Source organism: Photorhabdus hindustanensis, from assembly GCF_002968995.1.
Lineage (GTDB): Bacteria > Pseudomonadota > Gammaproteobacteria > Enterobacterales > Enterobacteriaceae > Photorhabdus > Photorhabdus akhurstii.
This window is the reverse complement of record NZ_PUWT01000053.1, coordinates 35883-55682: the sequence shown is the minus strand read 5'-3', so window position 1 is coordinate 55682 and position 19800 is coordinate 35883. Positions and strand designations below refer to the sequence as shown.

17 protein-coding genes and 2 pseudogenes are annotated in these 19800 nt (G+C 41.1%); 12 read left to right on the top strand and 7 right to left on the bottom strand.

Annotation, left to right across the window (positions count from 1 at the left end):
• The 3 genes from C6H66_RS18410 to C6H66_RS18400 form a co-directional block, all read left to right on the top strand.
• On the top strand, positions 1–205 hold a 205-nt coding region (locus C6H66_RS18410; RefSeq protein ID WP_146111068.1), incomplete at its 5' end, for a zinc ribbon domain-containing protein.
• Positions 206–288: 83 nt separating this feature from the next.
• Positions 289–531 (top strand): type II toxin-antitoxin system RelE/ParE family toxin, encoded by a 243-nt coding sequence (locus tag C6H66_RS18405; protein ID WP_082300809.1) that lies wholly within the window; start codon positions 289–291, stop codon positions 529–531.
• 2 nt (positions 532–533) lie between these two features.
• The gene (locus C6H66_RS18400; RefSeq protein ID WP_088776123.1) at positions 534–827 is read left to right on the top strand and encodes a helix-turn-helix domain-containing protein; all 294 of its coding nucleotides are present in this window, start codon (positions 534–536) and stop codon (positions 825–827) included.
• A 124-nt stretch (positions 828–951) separates the two neighbouring features.
• Here the strand turns inward: C6H66_RS18400 and abiEi are convergent, their stop codons facing one another.
• From abiEi to C6H66_RS18360, 7 genes are all read right to left on the bottom strand, one after another.
• Entirely contained in the window at positions 952–1509 is a 558-nt protein-coding gene (gene abiEi / locus C6H66_RS18395; protein ID WP_046395241.1) for a type IV toxin-antitoxin system AbiEi family antitoxin, read from the bottom strand.
• A 260-nt stretch (positions 1510–1769) separates the two neighbouring features.
• Positions 1770–2435: a Fic family protein gene (locus C6H66_RS18390; RefSeq protein ID WP_248000729.1), complete on the bottom strand. Its 666-nt coding sequence runs from the start codon at positions 2433–2435 to the stop codon at positions 1770–1772.
• Between the two features lie 349 nt (positions 2436–2784).
• Entirely contained in the window at positions 2785–3060 is a 276-nt protein-coding gene (locus C6H66_RS18380; protein ID WP_105396335.1) for a hypothetical protein, read from the bottom strand.
• A 12-nt stretch (positions 3061–3072) separates the two neighbouring features.
• Entirely contained in the window at positions 3073–3990 is a 918-nt protein-coding gene (locus tag C6H66_RS18375) for an aminoglycoside phosphotransferase family protein (RefSeq protein WP_181150240.1), read from the bottom strand.
• Positions 3991–4093: 103 nt separating this feature from the next.
• Positions 4094–5005, bottom strand: coding sequence for a recombination-associated protein RdgC (gene rdgC, locus C6H66_RS18370; protein ID WP_105396333.1), 912 nt, complete (start codon positions 5003–5005; stop codon positions 4094–4096).
• A gap of 216 nt (positions 5006–5221) precedes the next feature.
• A complete protein-coding gene (locus C6H66_RS18365) occupies positions 5222–6478 on the bottom strand; it encodes an aldehyde dehydrogenase family protein (RefSeq protein WP_219847625.1) in 1257 nt (418 codons plus the stop codon).
• The gene (locus C6H66_RS18360; RefSeq protein WP_105396331.1) at positions 6450–8117 is read right to left on the bottom strand and encodes a hypothetical protein; all 1668 of its coding nucleotides are present in this window, start codon (positions 8115–8117) and stop codon (positions 6450–6452) included. Before C6H66_RS18360 ends, C6H66_RS18365 begins: the two co-directional genes overlap by 29 nt.
• A 1664-nt stretch (positions 8118–9781) precedes the next feature.
• Between C6H66_RS18360 and C6H66_RS18355 the strand changes: the two genes are divergently transcribed.
• The 9 genes and pseudogenes from C6H66_RS18355 to C6H66_RS18310 all read left to right on the top strand — a co-directional run.
• Positions 9782–11737, top strand: a complete 1956-nt coding sequence (locus C6H66_RS18355; RefSeq protein WP_105396330.1) for a bifunctional 2',3'-cyclic-nucleotide 2'-phosphodiesterase/3'-nucleotidase — start codon at positions 9782–9784, stop codon at positions 11735–11737.
• Between the two features lie 87 nt (positions 11738–11824).
• A complete protein-coding gene (locus C6H66_RS18350; RefSeq protein WP_105396329.1) occupies positions 11825–12604 on the top strand; it encodes a ribonuclease T2 family protein in 780 nt (259 codons plus the stop codon).
• A 196-nt stretch (positions 12605–12800) separates the two neighbouring features.
• Positions 12801–13052, top strand: coding sequence for a helix-turn-helix domain-containing protein (locus C6H66_RS18345; RefSeq protein ID WP_046395246.1), 252 nt, complete (start codon positions 12801–12803; stop codon positions 13050–13052).
• A 3-nt stretch (positions 13053–13055) separates the two neighbouring features.
• On the top strand, positions 13056–14354 hold the full coding sequence (locus C6H66_RS18340) for a type II toxin-antitoxin system HipA family toxin (RefSeq protein WP_105396328.1): 1299 nt from the start codon (positions 13056–13058) through the stop codon (positions 14352–14354).
• A 619-nt stretch (positions 14355–14973) separates the two neighbouring features.
• Positions 14974–15579, top strand: a complete 606-nt coding sequence (locus C6H66_RS18330) for a DUF1062 domain-containing protein (protein ID WP_036808733.1) — start codon at positions 14974–14976, stop codon at positions 15577–15579.
• Positions 15580–15628: 49 nt separating this feature from the next.
• Positions 15629–17143 (top strand): MFS transporter, encoded by a 1515-nt coding sequence (locus tag C6H66_RS18325; RefSeq protein ID WP_105396339.1) that lies wholly within the window; start codon positions 15629–15631, stop codon positions 17141–17143.
• A 490-nt stretch (positions 17144–17633) separates the two neighbouring features.
• Positions 17634–18258: pseudogene (locus tag C6H66_RS18320) on the top strand (contractile injection system protein, VgrG/Pvc8 family); the annotation flags it as partial.
• Positions 18259–18304: 46 nt separating this feature from the next.
• Positions 18305–19126 (top strand): hypothetical protein, encoded by an 822-nt coding sequence (locus C6H66_RS18315; protein ID WP_248000728.1) that lies wholly within the window; start codon positions 18305–18307, stop codon positions 19124–19126.
• 34 nt (positions 19127–19160) lie between these two features.
• Positions 19161–19610: pseudogene (locus C6H66_RS18310) on the top strand (type VI immunity family protein); the annotation flags it as partial.
• Positions 19611–19800: the final 190 nt, after the last annotated feature.

Sequence of the window (19800 nt, the reverse complement as noted above, 5' to 3'; positions counted from 1 at the left end):
CCATTGCTGCGGTTACAAAATGCTGGAAATGCCGCTGCGTAAGCGGCTCTGGCAATGCCCTTTCTGTCGAGTCGAACATGACCGCGATATCAATGCGGCGCTCAACATCGAGCGCAAGGGCATAACAGAATTACAGGCGGCGGGACTCGTCGTCTCTGCCCACGGAGGCCAGCGTAAATCCGTCATAAAGACGGTGGCGGCCTGAGAAGTGGGAAGCCTCGCCGTTTTTACGGCGGGGAGCAGTCACGAAGACTTCCTGTAGGGTTACAGGTCGCGCTTGTTGATGCAATGGAGGAACTCGAAAATTCAGGACCGGAGCTCAGGGAACCAAGAGTGAGGGATGTAGGCAATGGACTGAAAGAGTTGAGAGTGAGTGCCCGTGAAGGTATTGCTCGTGGATTTTTCTTCTTTCATACGGGCAGACAAATTTTTGTAGTACATGTTTTGCAGAAAAAGACCCAGAAGACACCTAAAACGTCACTGGAACTGTCCCGGGAACGAATGAAAGTGGTAAAGAGGATGCTGGAATGAAAATGAACAGTGATGATTACGATTTCGTTACGCTGTCTGATGTTAAGGCTGAGCTCCTGGCAACAACTGAAGGGCTGGAGGCATGGGATGATCTTCAGGCTCGCAAGGCTCTTGTCCAGCAACTCAAACTGGCGCGCAAAGCCTGCAAAATGACTCAGGAAGATGTTGCCTGTCGGATGGGAACCCAGAAACAGAATATCAGCCGACTGGAAAGAGGGGAGGTTGATCCTCAGTTGGGAACACTCAATCGTTATGCTGCTGTTTTAGGCGGACGATTTGTTTTTCAGGCCGGTTGAATTCACTCACATGCTGGTAAGAGCAACCTGGTGGTTGCTCTCAGATTATTGACAAAGTGCTGATTTTTTATCCGGTACTTTGTTTTAATGAAGTTCCGTTCGCCAGACAGAGCTTGCCGCCATGTTAAGGACACCGGCTCTCCAAACTTTCCTGCCAGAAACCCTCTCGCTTGACGAGCTGGGTATTGCGACCAACTCGTTTTAAATCACGTAATGCGCATTCAAGTTTGGCGAGTCTCAAAGGGCGGTCTGCTTGTGTGATACTCGCTAAGATATCTTCCTGTTGGCGTTTGGTATGAGTGAATTCGATGGTACCCAGTGGCGTGTGATAAAGACCTTTCCGGCCTGTTGTCATTACGGTGAGCCTATCGATCAGGATCTGTGAAATAACGCCATATTCACTTAGTGCTGATTCAAGGCTAATGTAATTGTATTCACCACGTCGTAGAGCTTTGGCAATATGTTCAATGGCGTAACTATCGTGGCTATGAGCAAAGTTAAACAGATAAACCCCGCGTACAGGTCGTGCAAGCATTGATCCTTTAACCAGACGATTTAAGCACGCTTGAAGTGTTTTGGGGCTATCTTCAGGAAAGATTTTTCTGAGATCGGCAAGGGTGAAGACATATCGTCCTTTTTTGTCCCAGTCAATAAAACGTTTAAGTGCAGTAGCTCTATTCATAAGTGGACAATAACTCTATGTATTTTTGGTTTTGATGCTCACTTGATTATAGTTATTTTAAGTAGACATTAAAGCACTATAATTATGGTGTTAATGTCCACTTAGTAAGTTTGCCAAAATAGTGAAGGGAGTTAGTGTTTCGCTGGTATGGTTGAATTATTTCTTTAATATATTGATATTTAAGTAGATATTATAGTCCAATTTTATTTGTGCAGGTTTTCATCGAAGTCTCCGATAAGGTAGGAATTGGTTATTTTTCACTATTTGTGGTGATTTTTTAAATTTATCCCTTTTGCTGTCAAACGATAGTGCTGTGATGGGCTGCTAGGTTTTTCTGGATGGCTCATTTCAATTAATCCTGCTGCTAGTGCGGGTTGCAAATAGCGCTGTCGGAATGAATTACGATCTTTTAATCCAAGGGCTGATTGCAGTTGCCCACGATTCATTTCTCCTTCCAGTACCATAATCAGTTGTTTAACTTGTTGGGTAGCCTGATGAATGACTTTTTCTCCATCCATTACACCGACGCCGTTGTGTCGATAACTGCCGGCATTATCTAGCAACCCTTTCATCAGAACATAATGGGCTTCCAGTAAGTTTTGCTCTGATGTGAAATACCAATGGTTGAGCTTTTCATAAGCCAAGATAGCGTTACGCGCTTCTTGTATTTCTCTGATAGGTGCAATAACTCGCTTTCCTTCAATAATGGCTGCGATTTGGCTTGCATCAAGTAAATTACCTTCAATTGCTAGTGAGCCGTGAATTGTGCGTATCCGATTGATACGTCTTAATCTCTGGGCTTTTATTTGCTCCTGTTCTGTGTTTAACCGCCCGATATTCTCACTGATTTCAGCAACTAATTGGATCATTTTAGCTGTAATTGAGAAAGGCGGTTGATAGCCTTTTTCATTTATTTTAAAAATCAATTCGTTATATCCAAATCAATAAGTTGATGACAATAGAAACCAATGTAAATGCTTTAAGACTGTTCTGATTGGGTCAATTTGTGGATCATCTACATGTAGCCCTCTTTTTCTAACGGATTGAATTTCACAGCATCTAGTAGATGATCGGGTGAAAAATGTGCGTACACCATTGTTTGCTGAATACTGCTATGCCCTAGAATGTTCTTTAGTGTCAATATTACAGTTACCCAGTTTCATCATTAAGTTGTTTATGTATAGTCATGAGTAATGGAAAGAAGTATAACGCCATCAATGTTGTATCAGTATTCATTGAAAACATTAATGGCGAATTTTTGTTAACAGAGCAACGTTAGCAAACAGGGGTTAATTCTTGGACCTGCTCGGCTTCTTCAATGCATTGTTCAATGTACTCTTGATGTCCGAAATGTGTGTCTGTATGGATGGGTATTTTTTTTAAATGATTTCTAATGGCTGTATCAAACGGAGAAAAATTTTTAATGGAGGATACCGATAGTTCAGACATTAACGCTATTAGGAGCGCTTTATGAATGTTTAGTTGTTCTTGAAGATTTGAAATTTGTTCGTGTAATGACTCAATTTCTTTTCTTTCATACTCGTTTAACATTGTTGCACCTTCTTAGTTATTAAGAGGATTAATAAAAGGCTGATACCAGCTTGGCATACTGAGTTTAAATCCTTGATAATCGAGCCAGATCATATTAATACGGTTAAGGCAATTCTGAATTGCTTCCTCTCCAAATGACTGTGCCCAAAGTAAACTAAAGAAAGTGTTATAGGCGGTATGAAAAGCGATTCTTTTTAAAAATTCTTGGTTTAGTTGGCCTGCAAAATAACCATCCATTTGCCCATGAACAAATGCTGTGCTATGTAATCGGCTAAACACCATCATCTGACTAAAGTCTTTAGCAGGATCGCCAAAACGATAGCGGTTGAAATCAATGATCCATAGTTTATGTTTATTGTCGATTATCATATTCCCAACATGATAATCACCGTGTAAGAACACAGGGGTTATATTATCAAGCAGAGAGAAATTCTCCTTTATGAAATCAATAAAGTCTGCTTCATGAGGGATCTTGATCCCACATTGTTCATACCTAGCCAGTTTTTCCTGGTAAATGTTTTCTGCTTCCTGACGGGGAGAAATAGTTTGAGATGGGATTGTTAATTGATGTATTTTTTGTAAATGTTTCCCTGCTTGTAAACCTGCTTCATATTGCAATTGCTCATTATGTTGTTCCAGCCAATTAATAGCATCCTGTCCTTCGATCCAATGTAGCAAAGAATAAACACTCTGGCCGTTGTTACAAATGCCAAAATTAATGGGTTTAGACATGGGAATATTTTGGCTAAATAGTTGCTGTGTCCAGAAGAATTCTTGTTGTTTCTTGTCTTCTTGGCTGATATCTGCCAAGCGTAATAACAGGTGCTTACCTTGTTTATCAACAATATGGTATTTCTGATCTTTAGACCAGCCGCGATTTTCGGGCGTTATTATCTGCCAGTTTTTGGCCAATGGTATATCAAATATCATATGTGCACTCCACTGTTGTTGATTAAAGTATAAGGTTGAGAAAGACATAACCACGCCGCTCTGAAAAATAGTTCAAAGCGGCAAATAGTATTAAAAATTGAGGTTATTTTTCTGCTTCACCACCCAGCGCTTCAATGGTGCTTTTAATCAGCGCACTCAATTCGCCGGTCATTAGAATAAAGTCAGCATCAAACCGTTGGGCAAAATCTTCCCGATCAATGTCATCATTTTGTTCACGCAGAGTATCACTGAATTTTATGCGCTTGAGAGCGCCATCATCTGACAACATAAATTGAATACGCTCTTCCCAATCGAGCGCTAATTTGGTGACACATTTGCCAGCTTCTATATGAGTAGCGATTTCATCAGAAACCAAATCTTGTTTTTTACAACGGATCACGCCGCCTTCTTCCAAAATAGCTTTTAATTCGGCTTCATCCATTAAAGCAAAACCTGCTGGCAGATCACCGGAACGTACCCATTCTGTCAGGGTTAATTCTATTGGGTCTTTAAATGTCAGGGGAACAACAGGTAAAGAACCCAAGCTTTTTCTCAATAATGCCAAATTATCTTCGGCCCGTTTAGCACTGGCAGCGTCAACAACGATCAGATTGTTGGCGATATCGATCCAAATATAAGTTTGGCTGAATCGGCTAAATGCCCGTGGTAGCAGGGTATGCAATATTTCATCTTTCAGAGAGTCTTTCTCTGTTTTTTTAAGTTTGCGATGCTGTTCTCCTTCCAGTTTTTCAATTTTTGCCTGTAGTGCTTGTTTGATAACAGGTGAAGGCAACATCTTCTCTTCTTTACGGGCGCAAATTAGAATTTGGTTATTTGCGACATGGGTGAAGGCGTCACTGTGTGAACCCATTGGTGGCACCCAACCTGTTTTCGCCATATCTTGACTGCCACATGGGGTGAATGCTAACGGACTCAATTGTTTTTCCAGTTCATCCGCAGAAAGTGATATTTCCCGGTTTAAACGGTAAATCATTAAATTTTTGAACCACAACATAAAATTACCCCATATTTTTGCTCAATGAATCGGTGAGCGTGACTAACATAAGGTAGCATGATAGCGAATCACAGGGATAAGCCCTAGTATCTTGTGTCAATTATCTTGCTTGGCGGTTTCGTGATTGTATTAATCGCTAAGACACGCCGTGCTTACTTGTGGAAAGTACGGCGCGGTCAGGTCATCCGTTGAAATAAGAGGATTCACCGGAGTGGTTTAAATTCCCGCTTGAACGCAGTGACGTTTTTCACCTTTTGGCGTGGGAAGGGGATCAAAGGGTTCAATTAAATAGTGGTATATGTCACGCTGTGGCAATGTACTGCCGCTAATCCGATTTCCTTCATACCAAAGGCATGAAGCCGCCGGCCCTTGACCACCATAGGGAAGATAACCGTGTTCTTCCAGATGTAAGTCAGTATTGCTCAGAATACTATCTGGCAGGTGAAGGCGTTCGCTGAGTTGATGATGGATATAGTCACTGGTACCAAACAAAGATATATACATCGCATTAGCAGAATATAAGGGATCAGAAAAATAATGGATTAAATCTTGATCCTGATAATATCTTTGTAAGAAGAAAACCGGGGCAAAAAATTCTTTATAATTACCTCCTAATGATAATTCTTTCTCGAAAACCGTCGGTTTTATCATGCCATTGATGGGATTAACTTCTCCTCCATAGGTGCAATAGGGTCTATTTACTTTAAATACTGAAGCAATTTTTATACTGTGATCGATATCGCTATTGGGGCCGACGATATTCTTATAGTCACTATAAGGTCCAACTCTATCTTCAATATTCTTCAAGTCAGAGATTAATCGTTGCTTGAATAAATCGTATATATCATTGTGTACTAATATAGCATTTGGACCCGCGCAATCTTGCCCTTGATTGTAAAGAACGACGCGTTTTGTACTTTCAACGGCCAGATTAATGTCTGCATCTTTTGAGATAATAAGGGGATTATGACCGGCGCCATTAAGAATAAATAAGGTGTTTTTTCTAAAATGCTTACGGACTTTGAGTGCATTCTCTGGCGTTCCCGTAAAGATTACCGCATCCGTTATTTTTACTCGTTGACTTAAAAATAACTCCTTATCTTCATAAGAAATAGATAATGTCGGAGAAAATTCGGATAAATTAATAACCCCCTCAAATTTTTTGTAATGTGTATGCATTGCTGTCGGCGGGCGTATGCATACGTTTTCAGCCATAAGTGAAGGGATAAAACCAAAACATACCGAAGCGTAAATGGGTTGATTAAGCGGGAGGAATGATGTCACACCATAAATTTTCTTTTTGAAATACGCTCTGTTGTTTTCAATATTATTCAAGACATCCATTGAACGGAGAATTTCATCTTCAGTGACATTTTTACATTGATAGCCAGAGAGTGCTTCAACTAGCGCCTCGCTATTCTTCTGTAAAGCTGAGGAAAGTTCATCACATTTTTTTTCTGATTTCGGTGAAATTAATTTTACTGTATAACTTAGTCATATATATTTGGTCCTCCTCGATGCTATTGTTTATTAATCTCTCTTTTTGATGTCTATTAATTTCGTTATTAACGATATTCTCCTCATTTTTTGGGGATGGGTTTTTATCTGGGTTTTTATATGGATTGTTAAAATGGGTTAGAATATGCTGCATGCAATTTAAATCTAACCATGTTTTAATTCGTGGGCCTTTGGTATCGCCAAATAATCCTCGATAGAGCAGAGACCATATTTGGGATGGTTCATCATCTGAAAAATGGTCTTCATATGTACTGATTATACGCTGGAAAAGTTGATCTTTAGTGGATATTTCTCCTGTACTTATTAAGTTGGCAATGGCTGAGAAATACTTTTCTTCTTTAATGCTTTGTAATCCTTGATTTCCGTGTTTACATGTCCTGATATAATAATTATAACTTATTTCCAATTCCTGATCTGAAATGGATTCTCCCGGTTTTTTATAGCGATTTAGAAAGTTTTCAGCCGCGAATTTACTCGCCGGTTTTGATGAGTGTAATATTCTTGCTATCTTCGAAAAAGATAATCGTTTTCTATCTTTTTGCGAAATATTAACTTGGTCATTGAGATGTGGCGCTAGCGCGACATAGAACTTAGATGATCTCTGTGGCTCTTTTGAGAGATAAGTGCGAATTGCGTCTCGTGTCAGCAGATGGCGAATATCATCCAAAGAGAAACTATTTCCTTTCGACTTCGATATTTTTTTACCTGAATCGTCAAGAAAAAGTCCATATTTGTAAAAACGTGGAATTGGCTTGTTTAATGCTCCTGCGATCTGACGAACAACAGCGGCAGAAGCCAGCAGATCTTCACCATGCATTTCAAAATGAATGTTTCTGGCAAGGAGGCGCATACCCCAGTCAGCTTTCCACTGGAGTTTAGATCTACCGTTTAGTACCGAAATAGTTTGCTCTTGATCTAATATCTCATTTTTATAGAGTTCCCGAATTTCTACGCCATATTCATAACCGGGTTTATTAATGACTTCATCACCAGGTATGTAATAGGTTATTTCTCCTGACTCAGGGTTCACGCCTGTGACTGTGATATGCTCAAGTACGGCGCCAGTTCTTTCAGAAATGGGCATGATCATGCTGTAGGTTCTTTGTCTTAAAGATCCCGTCGATGCCTTGCATATTTGGTTTAGCACTGAGAAATTTTGCAGGAATAGTTTGATTACGTCATTGTAATCGCCATTTTGATAGGCTAAAGAGTTTCTGATTAGCTGACACTCTATTTCATATTCTGCGGCGAGCTTCATGAGTTGATATTCCGCCATTTCAGAGAATGACGGGAAATTGCCGAAAGGGTCCGGCACCTTGCTTATCGGTTGGCCTAGATAAGGCGTTAATGTTTCAGCATTTGGAATATTCAAAGGCACTTTTCTGAAAGGGTCCAAATCATCTGAAATGAGATAAAAATTAACTGTTCTGCCTGCTTTCTCCAATTCGGTTTTGATGAGATTGGCACGGAGGATTTCACACAGGGTTCCTATGTGTGGCAGCCCTGTTGGTCCAAAACCCGCTTCGATATTGATTGATTCCTTATAGGGGATAGCCTGATTAATTTCTAGGGCTTCCTTGACATACCATTTCATTTGCAGTTACCTCCATCATAATGTTTTGATTATTTTAGGGTTAATGGTGATGAATAAAGACGGTAGAGGTGTTATCAACTTGTCAGGAAATCCTCAGTAATCCTGATGAGAAAAAATGCTTTAAAATGTTAGATTATTTTATATTTTTTGTTTTGATATCAGCGATTAACCTTAAAACTTCTTTAAAATGAATGAACAGTTAACGCTAGCTCTCGCTAATTAACTATTACTATAAACTTATTCTAAGTTCTTTCGGCTCTACTGGAGTGCTGAAATGATAAAGTTTAATGATGTTCTTTATAATGTTAAATAAAATTAATGTAATTGTTGTTTCTGGTCAAGTGGCTAACATAAAATTTTTTACTTTCTCTTCATTGCTGAATTGAGTGAGATGGTGGAGACATTGATAAATGTGTCATGTTGAGTAAAAAAGTCATTTATAGGAATTTTTAGTGTAGACAAATTTATCGATGAAATATAATGTTAAAAATACATTTATATTATTTTTTCTTTTATATCAATATGATAAATAACCTCTATGATTTTTTGTAAATTAAACTTTCAATTTTTTTGTTTGTTTTTAATATTTTTTTTTCTAAATTACAAGTTTAATTAATAAAATGAATTATTTATTTTTAACATATCTGTTATATATGTTTTATATTTATAAAAAATAATAAAATTAATTTTTTAGATTAATTTTTATGTAAAATAAATAATATTGTTTTTAATATTTTATTATTTTATGGTTAAAATGAGTTTATATTAAATCTAATTATTAAAACTTTAATCTGTTAAATAATTTTTTCATAAATAAGATAATTAATAAAATTTAATTAAAAAGATAAAATTACCTGACAATGTGATTATTATCACAAATAATTGTAATTATTTGTGTGTTTAACGATGTAATTGTGCATTTTCTCACGAAAATAACTTTTGTTTTTATTTATTATATACTTGCAATAGATTGCATGGTGAAAAATTACATCGAAATATTGAAATGTTAAAGAAATAACCTTTTTAACTAAAGATTTTCAGTTATTTAGATGTGAATTAACAATTATTTTACAATTAAATGACGTAAGAATTTATACAAGTAGACCTAATATGGATAATAATTAATTTCTTGAAAATATTTTCAATTCGTTAGTAATCTTATTTTATACAGTAATGTTGTGAGTGGTATTTATTAGCCTGAATATTTTACCTCACTAAACAGAATAGAGAGATTTTTGTTCAGAAATAAAGCTAATAATTAAATATGAAGCATTATAGATATTTTATTCTGACTTAATTGAAATGGAACCCTGTTAAAGGGGGCTAAAGAGCAGATTTTATCGTGTTAGCGTTAATAAGGAGGGGAAAGATCCTGGCAGAGTGGTATGCGTGAACCACTCTTTACGTGTTAAAAATGAAAAGACCTTGACTATAAAAAAACAGATTTATCTTGTTGGTTGAGATAAACGTTTGCCAATTTCTCAGTACAATAGCCTGCGTTTGTTCGTTGGAACGGCATATGATGACGTAAATAGCGACAATCCAGCTTATGAAAATAAAAAACGGACGGTTCTGGAAACGAGAACTTGTCTGTACTTATAAGTTGACAGTGATAAGAGAACTGATTTTAGTTTCTCTAAACTAGCCTAAAAAAGAGGTGTGAAATGGTTAACAATGTGTTGAAAGTCTCCACATTAACCTTATTGGTCGCATGTAATGTCCATGCTGCAACAGTTGATTTGCGGGTAATGGAAACATCTGATGTTCACAGTAACCTGATTGACTTTGATTATTTTAAGAATAAGCCTACGGAACAATTTGGTTTGGTACGCACAGCGAGTTTAATTAAAGCAGCTAAAGCGGAAGCTTCCAACACCATCTTGGTCGATAACGGTGACTTGATTCAAGGTAGTCCACTGGCGGATTACGTGGCGGCAAAGGGCCTTAAAAAAGGGGAGTCTCATCCAGCACATCAGTTAATGAATACAATGGGTTATACCGTAGGTAACTTTGGTAACCACGAGTTTAACTTTGGTTTGGATTATCTGAAAAAAGCCATTGCTGGCGCGAAGTTCCCCTATATCAATGCCAACATCATGGATGCGAAAACCGGTAAGAACTATTTCACCCCCTATATTATTGTTGATACGCCGGTGAAAGACCGGGAGGGTAAAAACCATACCATTAAGATCGGCTATATCGGCTTTGTACCGCCACAGATTGTTATCTGGGATAAGGTCAATCTGGATGGAAAAGTTGTCGTTAACGATATTACTGAAACCGCGAAAAAATTTGTTCCTCAAATGAAAAAAGCGGGGGCAGATTTGATTATTGCTATTCCTCACTCCGGTTTTTCCAAGGAGCCTTATAAGGCAATGGCTGAGAATTCGGTTTATTACCTGAGTGAAGTTAAAGGCATTGATGCGATTATGTTTGGTCACTCGCACGGGGTGTTCCCAAGTGAAGAATTTGCAGACATTAAAGGCGTGGATGTTGCCAAAGGTACGGTTAACGGCATTCCGGCCGTTATGCCCGGCCAATGGGGTGATCATTTAGGCGTTGTTGATATGGTTATCGACAACGAGGGCGGGACATGGAAAGTGGCGCAGGCAACAGCGGAAGCGCGCCCGATTTATGACAAAGTGAATAAAAAGGCACTGGTTGAGCGCGATAATGAGTTGGCGCACATTGTCGATCAAGCTCATCAGGGAACACAGAGTTTTGTGGGTAAATTTATTGGTAAAGCTTCCGCCAATATGTATAGCTATTTGGCTTTGATTCAAAGTGACCCGACAGTGCAAATCGTGAATGATGCACAAGCAGATTACGTTCGGCATTTCATTCAGGGTGATCCTGATTTAGCGGATATTCCGGTTCTGGCCGCCGCAGCGCCGTTCAAAGTGGGTGGACGTAAAAATGCGCCGGCAGAGTTTGTTGAAGTTGAAAAAGGTGATTTAACCTTCCGCAATGCAGCAGATTTGTATCTCTATTCCAATACACTGGCTGTTGTGAAGGTCACCGGCGCTGATGTGATTGAATGGCTGGAGTGTTCGGCCGGCATGTATAACCAGATTGATCCAAATTCAACTCAACCACAGTATCTGTTGAACTGGAGCGGCTTCCGTACTTATAACTTCGACATGATCAGTGGTGTGAATTATAAGATTGATCTGACTCAGCCTGCTAAATATGACGTTGATTGCCAGATCATCAATCAAGGGGCGAACCGTATCAAGGAGCTGACTTACCAGGGCAAACCGATCGATCCTCAAGCCAAATTTCTCATTGCTACCAATAACTACCGCGCCTATGGCGGTAAATTTGCCGGCACAGGCGAAGATCACATCGCATTCGCTTCACCGGATGAGAACCGCGCTATTTTGGCGGCTTACATTGTCAAAATGTCTAAACAGAAAGGGATGGTAGAGACTAAAGCCGAGAATAATTGGTCAATTATGCCAATCAAAACTGATAAGCAACTGGATATCCGTTTTGAAACGTCTCCAAGTGAGAAAGCGGCGAAGTTTATCAAAGCATTTTCTCAATACCCGATGAAATATTTGGCAAACGATGATATCGGTTTTGCGGTATATCAAATTGATCTAACTGAAAAAAAATAATTTTAACTGTCCTACGCCTGCCCTGATTTGGGCAGGTTTTTATTTGTTTACCATCAACAGGGGAATAATTTCCCATAAGGAATTAAGATGCGTTTTTTTAATTTATTATCAGCAATATTCGTTTTACTAATTGTTGGCTGTGCGAAGCAACCAGAAGTAACAGAAGTGACTGACTCGTTAGAGTTTCGAGCAACATTGGAAGAGGGTGCATCTTGTATCTTACCTGCTACTCCGCCGAAAGATTATGACTTCGTTGCCAAAAATGACCGTTATGGTCAGAATGCAACCGCATCGACAGATTATTTCAAACTGGCTATTAGTTATTCTCCAGCATTTTGTAAGAGCAAAGAAAAGAATATTAACAAACTGAAAAGTAGTAACAAACTTGCTGAGGCGCAGCGTGAATATGAAAAGTTTGAATTGCAATGCTTCTCCGAAAACAAATTTAGTTGGGTCATTCACGGCTTATGGGCGCAAACCTGCAACGGTAAATCAATGGCGCAGTGCCGTGATTGGTCTGATGTTCGCAAACATCCACGTCTTTGCAAAGGGGATTTGCCACAATTGGATTATCAGGTGATTGAACCTTATCTGTGCGCTTCTCCCGGGGCAGATCTGTTACAAGGTCAGTGGGAAAAACATGGTGTTTGCGCGTTTGCAACGCCAGATCAATTTTTCAGTAAACAGCAGGAGCTGTTCGATGAGTTGGTATTGCCGAGTAATCGTCCATCTAATGAACAATTAATTAAGTTCCTCCAGAAAAATAACCCATCATTGAAGGGAAAAACCATTCAGATCAATAGTGATGAATTTTACATTTGCTACAGCAAAAATTTCGACGTGATTGATTGTCCAAAGCGTGAGTAATGATTGTTCTCCTTTCTATAACGGAAGATCACAGTGATGTGCCTGACCTACGGTAGCGTGGGTCAGGTTTACCTTCTCTTCAAATAGTCGATATATCCCTTTCAGGGGATATTTTTTTCTTATCCTTTATAGGGTATAAACTTGAATTTATCCTCTACAGGATATATTTTGTATTTATCCGTCATAGGGGATAATTATGAAGATCACATCACCAGCAATGCTCGCACTCGCAATGAGAGAGGCCCGCAAAAAAAGCAAATTGACTCAGCGGGAAACGGCTGATCGGGTCGGTATTAAACAGAGCACTGTATCGGGATTCGAGAAGTATCCAGAGGGCAGTAAGATAGAAACCTTGTTCAAGTTACTCTCCGCGTTGGAACTGGAGCTCCATGTATCAGAGCGCGGGAATTCACAAAGAACGAGCACCGGTTGGAAAGAGGAGTGGTAATCGATGAAGGCGTTGACGGTTGCGCTTAATAGTTTTGAGGTAGGAACGCTATTTCGTGATGGCACTGGTGCGATGTCATTTCAGTACAAAGATGAGTGGTTGCTCCTGAATGGCGCTCGTGCCATTTCACTTTCAATCCCTCTTAGCACCCAACGGCATAGAGGCAAAGAGGTATTTAATTTCTTCGATAACTTATTACCAGATTCTGATGCGGTTATTGCCAGGATACAGGCTCGGTTCAAGATACAAAGCAAGCATCCTTTTGATCTATTGGCTAGTGTGGGAAGGGACTGTGTAGGGGCCATTCAGCTTTATCCAGAAGGAGCGGACATCCCTCCCGTCAGTGATATGGTTGGTGAACCGCTCAATGATGATGCTATTATCGAGCTGCTAGAAGGGTATCAAAGCTTCCCGTTGGGAATGACAGAGCGAGATGATTTCAGGATCTCATTAGCCGGAGCTCAAGAAAAAACCGCGCTTCTCTGGCATCAGGAATGCTGGCAACGCCCCCAAGGAAGTACACCCACAAGCCATATCTTCAAACTGCCAATTGGTCGGATAGAGCAAAACAATATTGATCTTAGAGAAAGCTGTGAAAACGAATGGCTTTGCTTAAAGATTGCTAAGGCATTTGGCCTCCCTGTAGCTAATGCCGAATTGGCAACCTTCGGAAAGCTGAAAGTATTGATTGTTGAACGCTTCGATCGCCGATGGTCATCTGATGGGAATTGGCTAATGCGTCTTCCACAGGAAGACCTTTGCCAGGCTTTAGGTATTGCTTCGGCACTCAAATATGAGTCGGATGGTGGACCTGGCATTGCAGACGCCATGAAGCTGTTGCTCGGTTCTCTACAACCAACTCAGGACAGAGAAACGTTCTTCAAGTCTCAGATCCTATTCTGGCTGTTGGCGGCGATTGATGGTCATGGCAAAAATTTCAGTATGTTCATTCAGCCTGAATCAGCGTACAAGATGACACCACTTTACGATGTGTTGTCGGCTTACCCTATTTTTGCGACGAAAGGGATAGCATCGAAGAAGGCCAAAATGGCAATGGCATTACGAGGAAAGAATCGCCAATATAATTGGGCGTATATCCAGCCATGTCATTTTTTATCTACCGCTCAACACGTTGGATTTTCTACTGAGACAGCAGAAAGTCTGATGACACGGATGGGAGAAATGTCAGGAGCTGTAATCGACCAAGTTGCGCGTGAATCACCCAAAGACTTCCCTAGTCACATTAGCGGTCCAATCTTTGAGGGGCTTGATAAGCAGGCTAAAAAACTCCGTGTTGGATAAATCAGTTACTGGAAAGGTGGTGTGCCACTGTAAGATAACGAACAATTTCCCTCTTAGGGGATTGTTTTGAATTTGTATGTAATTCTTACTCTTTCTAGAGGGTGAAATATTAATTTTTTAATTTCTGTTTTTTGGGGTTCCATTCTTTTTCCCTTTCTTGATGTTTTTTTTTATGAAAAAAATAGCGGAACGTATTAATTGAATCCAAGGATATTAAATAGCTCGGCAAAATAGTCTACCTCTTTGAAGGAACTCAATTCGGTTTGAACGGTTTGGGCAATCGTTAAATCAACACATAACACTAACCGGATCGAATTATGCCTATTATGGCGCTGATATCCCGAAATAAACGGCGTCTGATGCAGAAAACCGCCCAGAAAAAATATTGCTTGCAGTCTTATAGCAATTCACGTCAAGCTCTTCTGTCTTCTGTCTTCTGTCTTCTGTCTTCTGTCTTCTGTCTTCTGTCTTCTGTCTTCTGTCCTCTGTTTCTCTGCCCCCTAAGCAACGAATTGATAAAGGGTTTCAAGATCTGATGTTATAGAATATCATCAAAATTAGATCTGAAATTAACCAATTTAGCCGTAACTAACTCAACCAATTTAAACTTGGATCTATCATGACAAATAGAAATGTTATCTGGTTAGTAAGGCCTGTAGGCTATCAGGCCATTTTGAAACGTTGCCCTGGCTGTGAAGTAAAAAAGGAGTTTTATCCAGCCGGCACTTTTAGGGTTAATGCGCAAAAAAAAGTCTTAGATGTGTGGAGTATCTATAAATGCGAAAAGTGTGATTACACTTGGAATATTGATATTTTTTCCAGGATTCATGTCAACAAATTGGAAAGCAATTTGTATGAACGGTTTTTGCATAATGATCAAGATGAAATACGACGGTATGCGTTTGATTATCGCGTATTGGCAAAGAATAGAGCTGAACTCGGCGCGGCTCCTGACTTTATCATCGAAGGTAAAGAGCTTCATGACATTGCTCAAATTCCAGCGGCAGAGATCACAATACAGCTTGAATATCCCATTCCTATCAGATTGATCTCAATCTTGACCAAAAAGCTTGCATTGTCACGTAGTCGAGTGGCTAAACTTGTTGATCAAGGCACTATTCAGGGGGTAACAGAAACGGAATTAAACAAAAAGTTGAAACGCGATATCACTCTTAGCGTTAACGTTAACGATTTATTGCAAGAGTATGAGAGTCATTGTGTCTAGATGACACAGAATTTCCTGGAGATGACGGGTATAAGAATGGATGAATGAAATGAATACAATAAAGAAATGGTGGGTGCTCACTGCTGTTTCAGTCGCGTTATCGCTGGTTGCTATCGATATGACAGTGTTATATACCGCGTTACCGAGTCTGACCTACAGTTTGGGGGCGAATACAACGGAAAAGTTATGGATAGTGAATATCTATCCTCTTATCGTCTCTGGGTTGTTGCTAGGTGCGGGTACCTTGGGAGATCGCATCGGGCATAAACGATTGTTTGTTTACGGTCTCATCATCTTTGGGTTCTCATCCTTGGCGGCGGCCTACTCTTATTCGCCAGAAATGTTGGTAGTTTCTCGAGCGTTATTAGGAGTTGGGGCGGCAATCATGATGCCTGCCACACTGTCGATTATCGCTTTGACATTCGAAGATGAAGATGAGAAATCATTTGCCATTGGGATCTGGACTGCGGTTGCCTCTGGCGGCGCGGCCATAGGCCCCCTGATTGGCGGCTTATTGCTTGAATATTTTTGGTGGGGATCAGTGTTTCTGATCAACGTTCCTTTGGTGATTTTGACACTCATTCTGTCATGGTTGTTTGTCCCAACGGCGAAAACAGATTCGTCTCATCCGTGGGATCTTATTGGCTCATTGCAGATCATGGTTGTCTTGATCAGCTTTGCCTATGCCATCAAGGAATTTGCCAAACGGCAGCCCTCCTATATCGCAATATTGGTCACTTTCACCCTGACGATAGGTTTTCTGGCGTTGTTTATTCGACGGCAAAAACGCAGTGTGTATCCGTTGATTGACTTTGGCCTGTTCAAAAGCCCGGCTTTCTCATCGGCGGTTATCGCCGGGCTGGTGGCTTCCGCCTGTTTGATGGGCCTTAATTTGGTGTTAAGCCAGCGTTTGCAACTGGTATTATCATTAACGCCTTTGCAATCCGGGCTCTATTTTCTGCCATTCTCATTGGGCGCGATTGTTGCAAGCCCGGTGAGTGGTTGGGTTCTTCCTCGTTTAGGGAGTGCGCGATTCCTCATAACCTCGTTGTTGATGTATGCCATTGCCATACTGGCGCTCATGGCGAGTTTTTCAACACCTCTGCCTGTGCAGATAGCTTGCTTTTTTGCGCTCGGTATGTGTCTTGGAGCAACAATGACCGCTGCATCCACGACTATCATGCAGGCTGCACCGCCAAATCGGGCAGGTATGGCGGCGTCCGTTGAAGAAGTTTCTTATGAATTGGGCGGTGGATTGGGCATTGCGATCATGGGTAGCATTATGTCATTCATCTATAGCTATTTCATTGACATTCCAGTGGATTCTCCAGTCTACGATATTGCTAAAGATGGTATTGATGGCGCACTGACTGCGGCAAAAGATATGGCGCCGGATGCCGGGCAAGCTTTGGTCAGCCTCGCTAAGTCAGCGTTCGACGATGCTGTTTTTTCTGTGATGGGCGTTGCGTCCCTGTTTCTCCTGATGATGGCGGCGTTGGTGTGGTTCAATTTCCGCCGCTCCTCATTGAGTGATGCATCTCATGCTGCGGTTCATCATCAGTGAAATAGGTGAGTAGGATTGATTGCATCCATCGTTTCTTAATCAGAAGTTAATGGTTGAATAAGGGAGCCGCATTTTTGCTGGCTCCCTTCCTCATTTAGCTTCATGGATACGCTTGGGTTTTGCCTTGATATTCAATCCTGTGACCCTCTTTTTTTATTCATTCCATACATTGATAGCGATTAATTAGCCATTTCATGTGACATTAATCACATTTTTTTTATATTCATCTGATAAATATCGTGATCTCGTGGTCATATATTTAGAGAGCGAAATGCTCTGTTATTTGTCTCCACTCCATCCTACTCAGCTGGAAGCGGTCTGTTGTTCTCTCTAACGCCGCGTATTAAATGATGGCTGTTTTACGCTGTCATTTTTTTACCGCGGAACAGACCGGCGCTATTTAAAAGAGCCGTATGTCATGGCTCGTTTAATAGCTTCTTGCGTTATCCCCCATCTCAGGATAATGGTTCAGTTATGTCAGGTTTCAAATATGGATGGATTAGTTTTCACCTGCCGAATTGGCATACTGCCCCAAACCACCTTTCAGGTCTCGCAATTTACTTTACAGGAAGCGCTGTCACCGCTTTATCGCCTGAGGTTAAAAGTGGTGAGCTCACGTGATGACATTCCCCTGAATGAACAGCTGGGACTGCGCGTCACTGACACGGGAATACACCACGCAAAAACGCGAATCCGCCTATGATTTTTGGTGTCGGTTGGCGGCGGAAGAGGGCATTATCTTCTGGTTTGAGGAAAAACAGACGTTGTTCTGTGATTGCCGCCTGGGCATGCAGGCGGATATCGAACTGACTTACAATACGCACCCTGAAACGGACGAGACAGACACCACCGCGTACCAGTGGAGTTATGGCGAATACCTGTGCCCGAATGGCACGGTCCAGAAAGACCATAACTTTCTTAACCCTAAATATTCGCTTGAGCATCAGACGCAATCCGACGATAGCGGACACAACTCGGTGTTTGAAAGTTACGGCCGTTTCCAGTGGGACGAGGAAGGAAAACCGTTTACCCAACTGCGGCTGGAACAGTTACGAAACTACAGCAAAGTCGGCACCGCCAAAACCAACTGTATCCGGCTGCGTCCGGGCAAAATACTTTGATGGCTCTGAGCACTCCGATAATCTAAAGATGTTAATTGAGGTGAAATTTCCAGGGGATGATCTCTCTGACGATCAAGAAATAGATTATATCCAGATTGCGACCGAAGACCGCTTTGGGGTGATGCGTATCATCGATAACCGTACAGAAGAGCAAAAACAGTATGATGAAACGTGGCGAAAACTTTATCAGCCCGGTTCTCAACACTATAAAAATCCCATCCCACTGGCCCCGCTGCCGCTCGGTTCGCCGCCTGATGAGGACGCTTTACCCACGCCTCCCGCAGAGGGTGTGCCGGGAACCATTCCGCAGCCGCTGACCAAAAAACTCCCGCTGGTCAGCACCTCCCCGTGGTCGTTTTTACTCAGCTATGAAGATTGGGTAATCCTCGGACAGGAAGTGGCTGGTCTGACTGAAAACGGGTTGAATTATGTCCGCGACAGTACCCGGGAACTCCTTGCTCAGTTTGGAGTCTGGTTCAATCAGGCTGGCAAATGGGTGTGTAACGAGGTTATTGACCCGATAAGCCATCAGGTCAGCTACGCTTTTTCCTGGGTCAGTGAACAAACGGGGAAAATCGTGACTTGGACTGAAAGTGAGATAAAAGCCCGATGGCAGACGGTGCAACAGGGTTCAGATATCACTCTGGAAGAGCTAAAAAACATCAGCTGGATGCAAATATTAAAAGAGGTGGGGGAAGGCATGCTGGAAGTGGTGGTGATTATTGCCGGTGTTGCCGTTGTTATCCTTATCACCCTTGCCGTCGCTGCCGCGCTGATTGCACTGGTGGAAATTTTAGCTGCCGCTGCTGCGGTAAGCGCCGCCGCGTTAGCCGCCGTCCTGACAATATATTGGCGAGTGTGACATTCGCCACCGCCTCATAATTAACGGAGAAAATATGGATACTTCAGATTACTTTGCCCAGTTGAAATCACAACTGGCCGTGTTTACCTTCCTCAATGGCGATGGGCTGACTGTTTCCCGTCTTGGGATTTCTATCACCCTGTTTTTTAAACAAGGCTACACTCAAGAGAAAAAGCAACACATTTTGGCCTGTTACCGGCGCTTTCGCGAAGAATTTAGCACTCACCTGCGTTTTCATACTCATGAATTAAAGGGGTTAAAAAAATATTCCCCGGAAAATATAGCCAAAGTGGAAGAGGCCATTCTTAATCAGAAAAATAATCAGCCCTCTAGTTGGGTAGTCAGTGAGGCTAAAAATATCTATGAAGCTCCCCGCTATCTGATGCATTACCTGGATTCCCGAGAAATTGATGGTGACGATGTTGAAGGTGCAGAACCGAGCACAACCGTCTGGCACTTAATACGAGAAACGGAAAATATAACGGAGTAAATCTAATATCTCCATGCCGAAAGTATCACGTTGATTTTATATAACTATGGCATTCATAAAAGCCGGAAAGTGAAGATATGGTTAAAGCAAAACGTTAACCAGATTACTTATTTAATAGTAATAATGTATTAATTATTTTGGTCCAGCTCAAATATCTGGATTGATTCGTGGAGGTTTCCTTTTT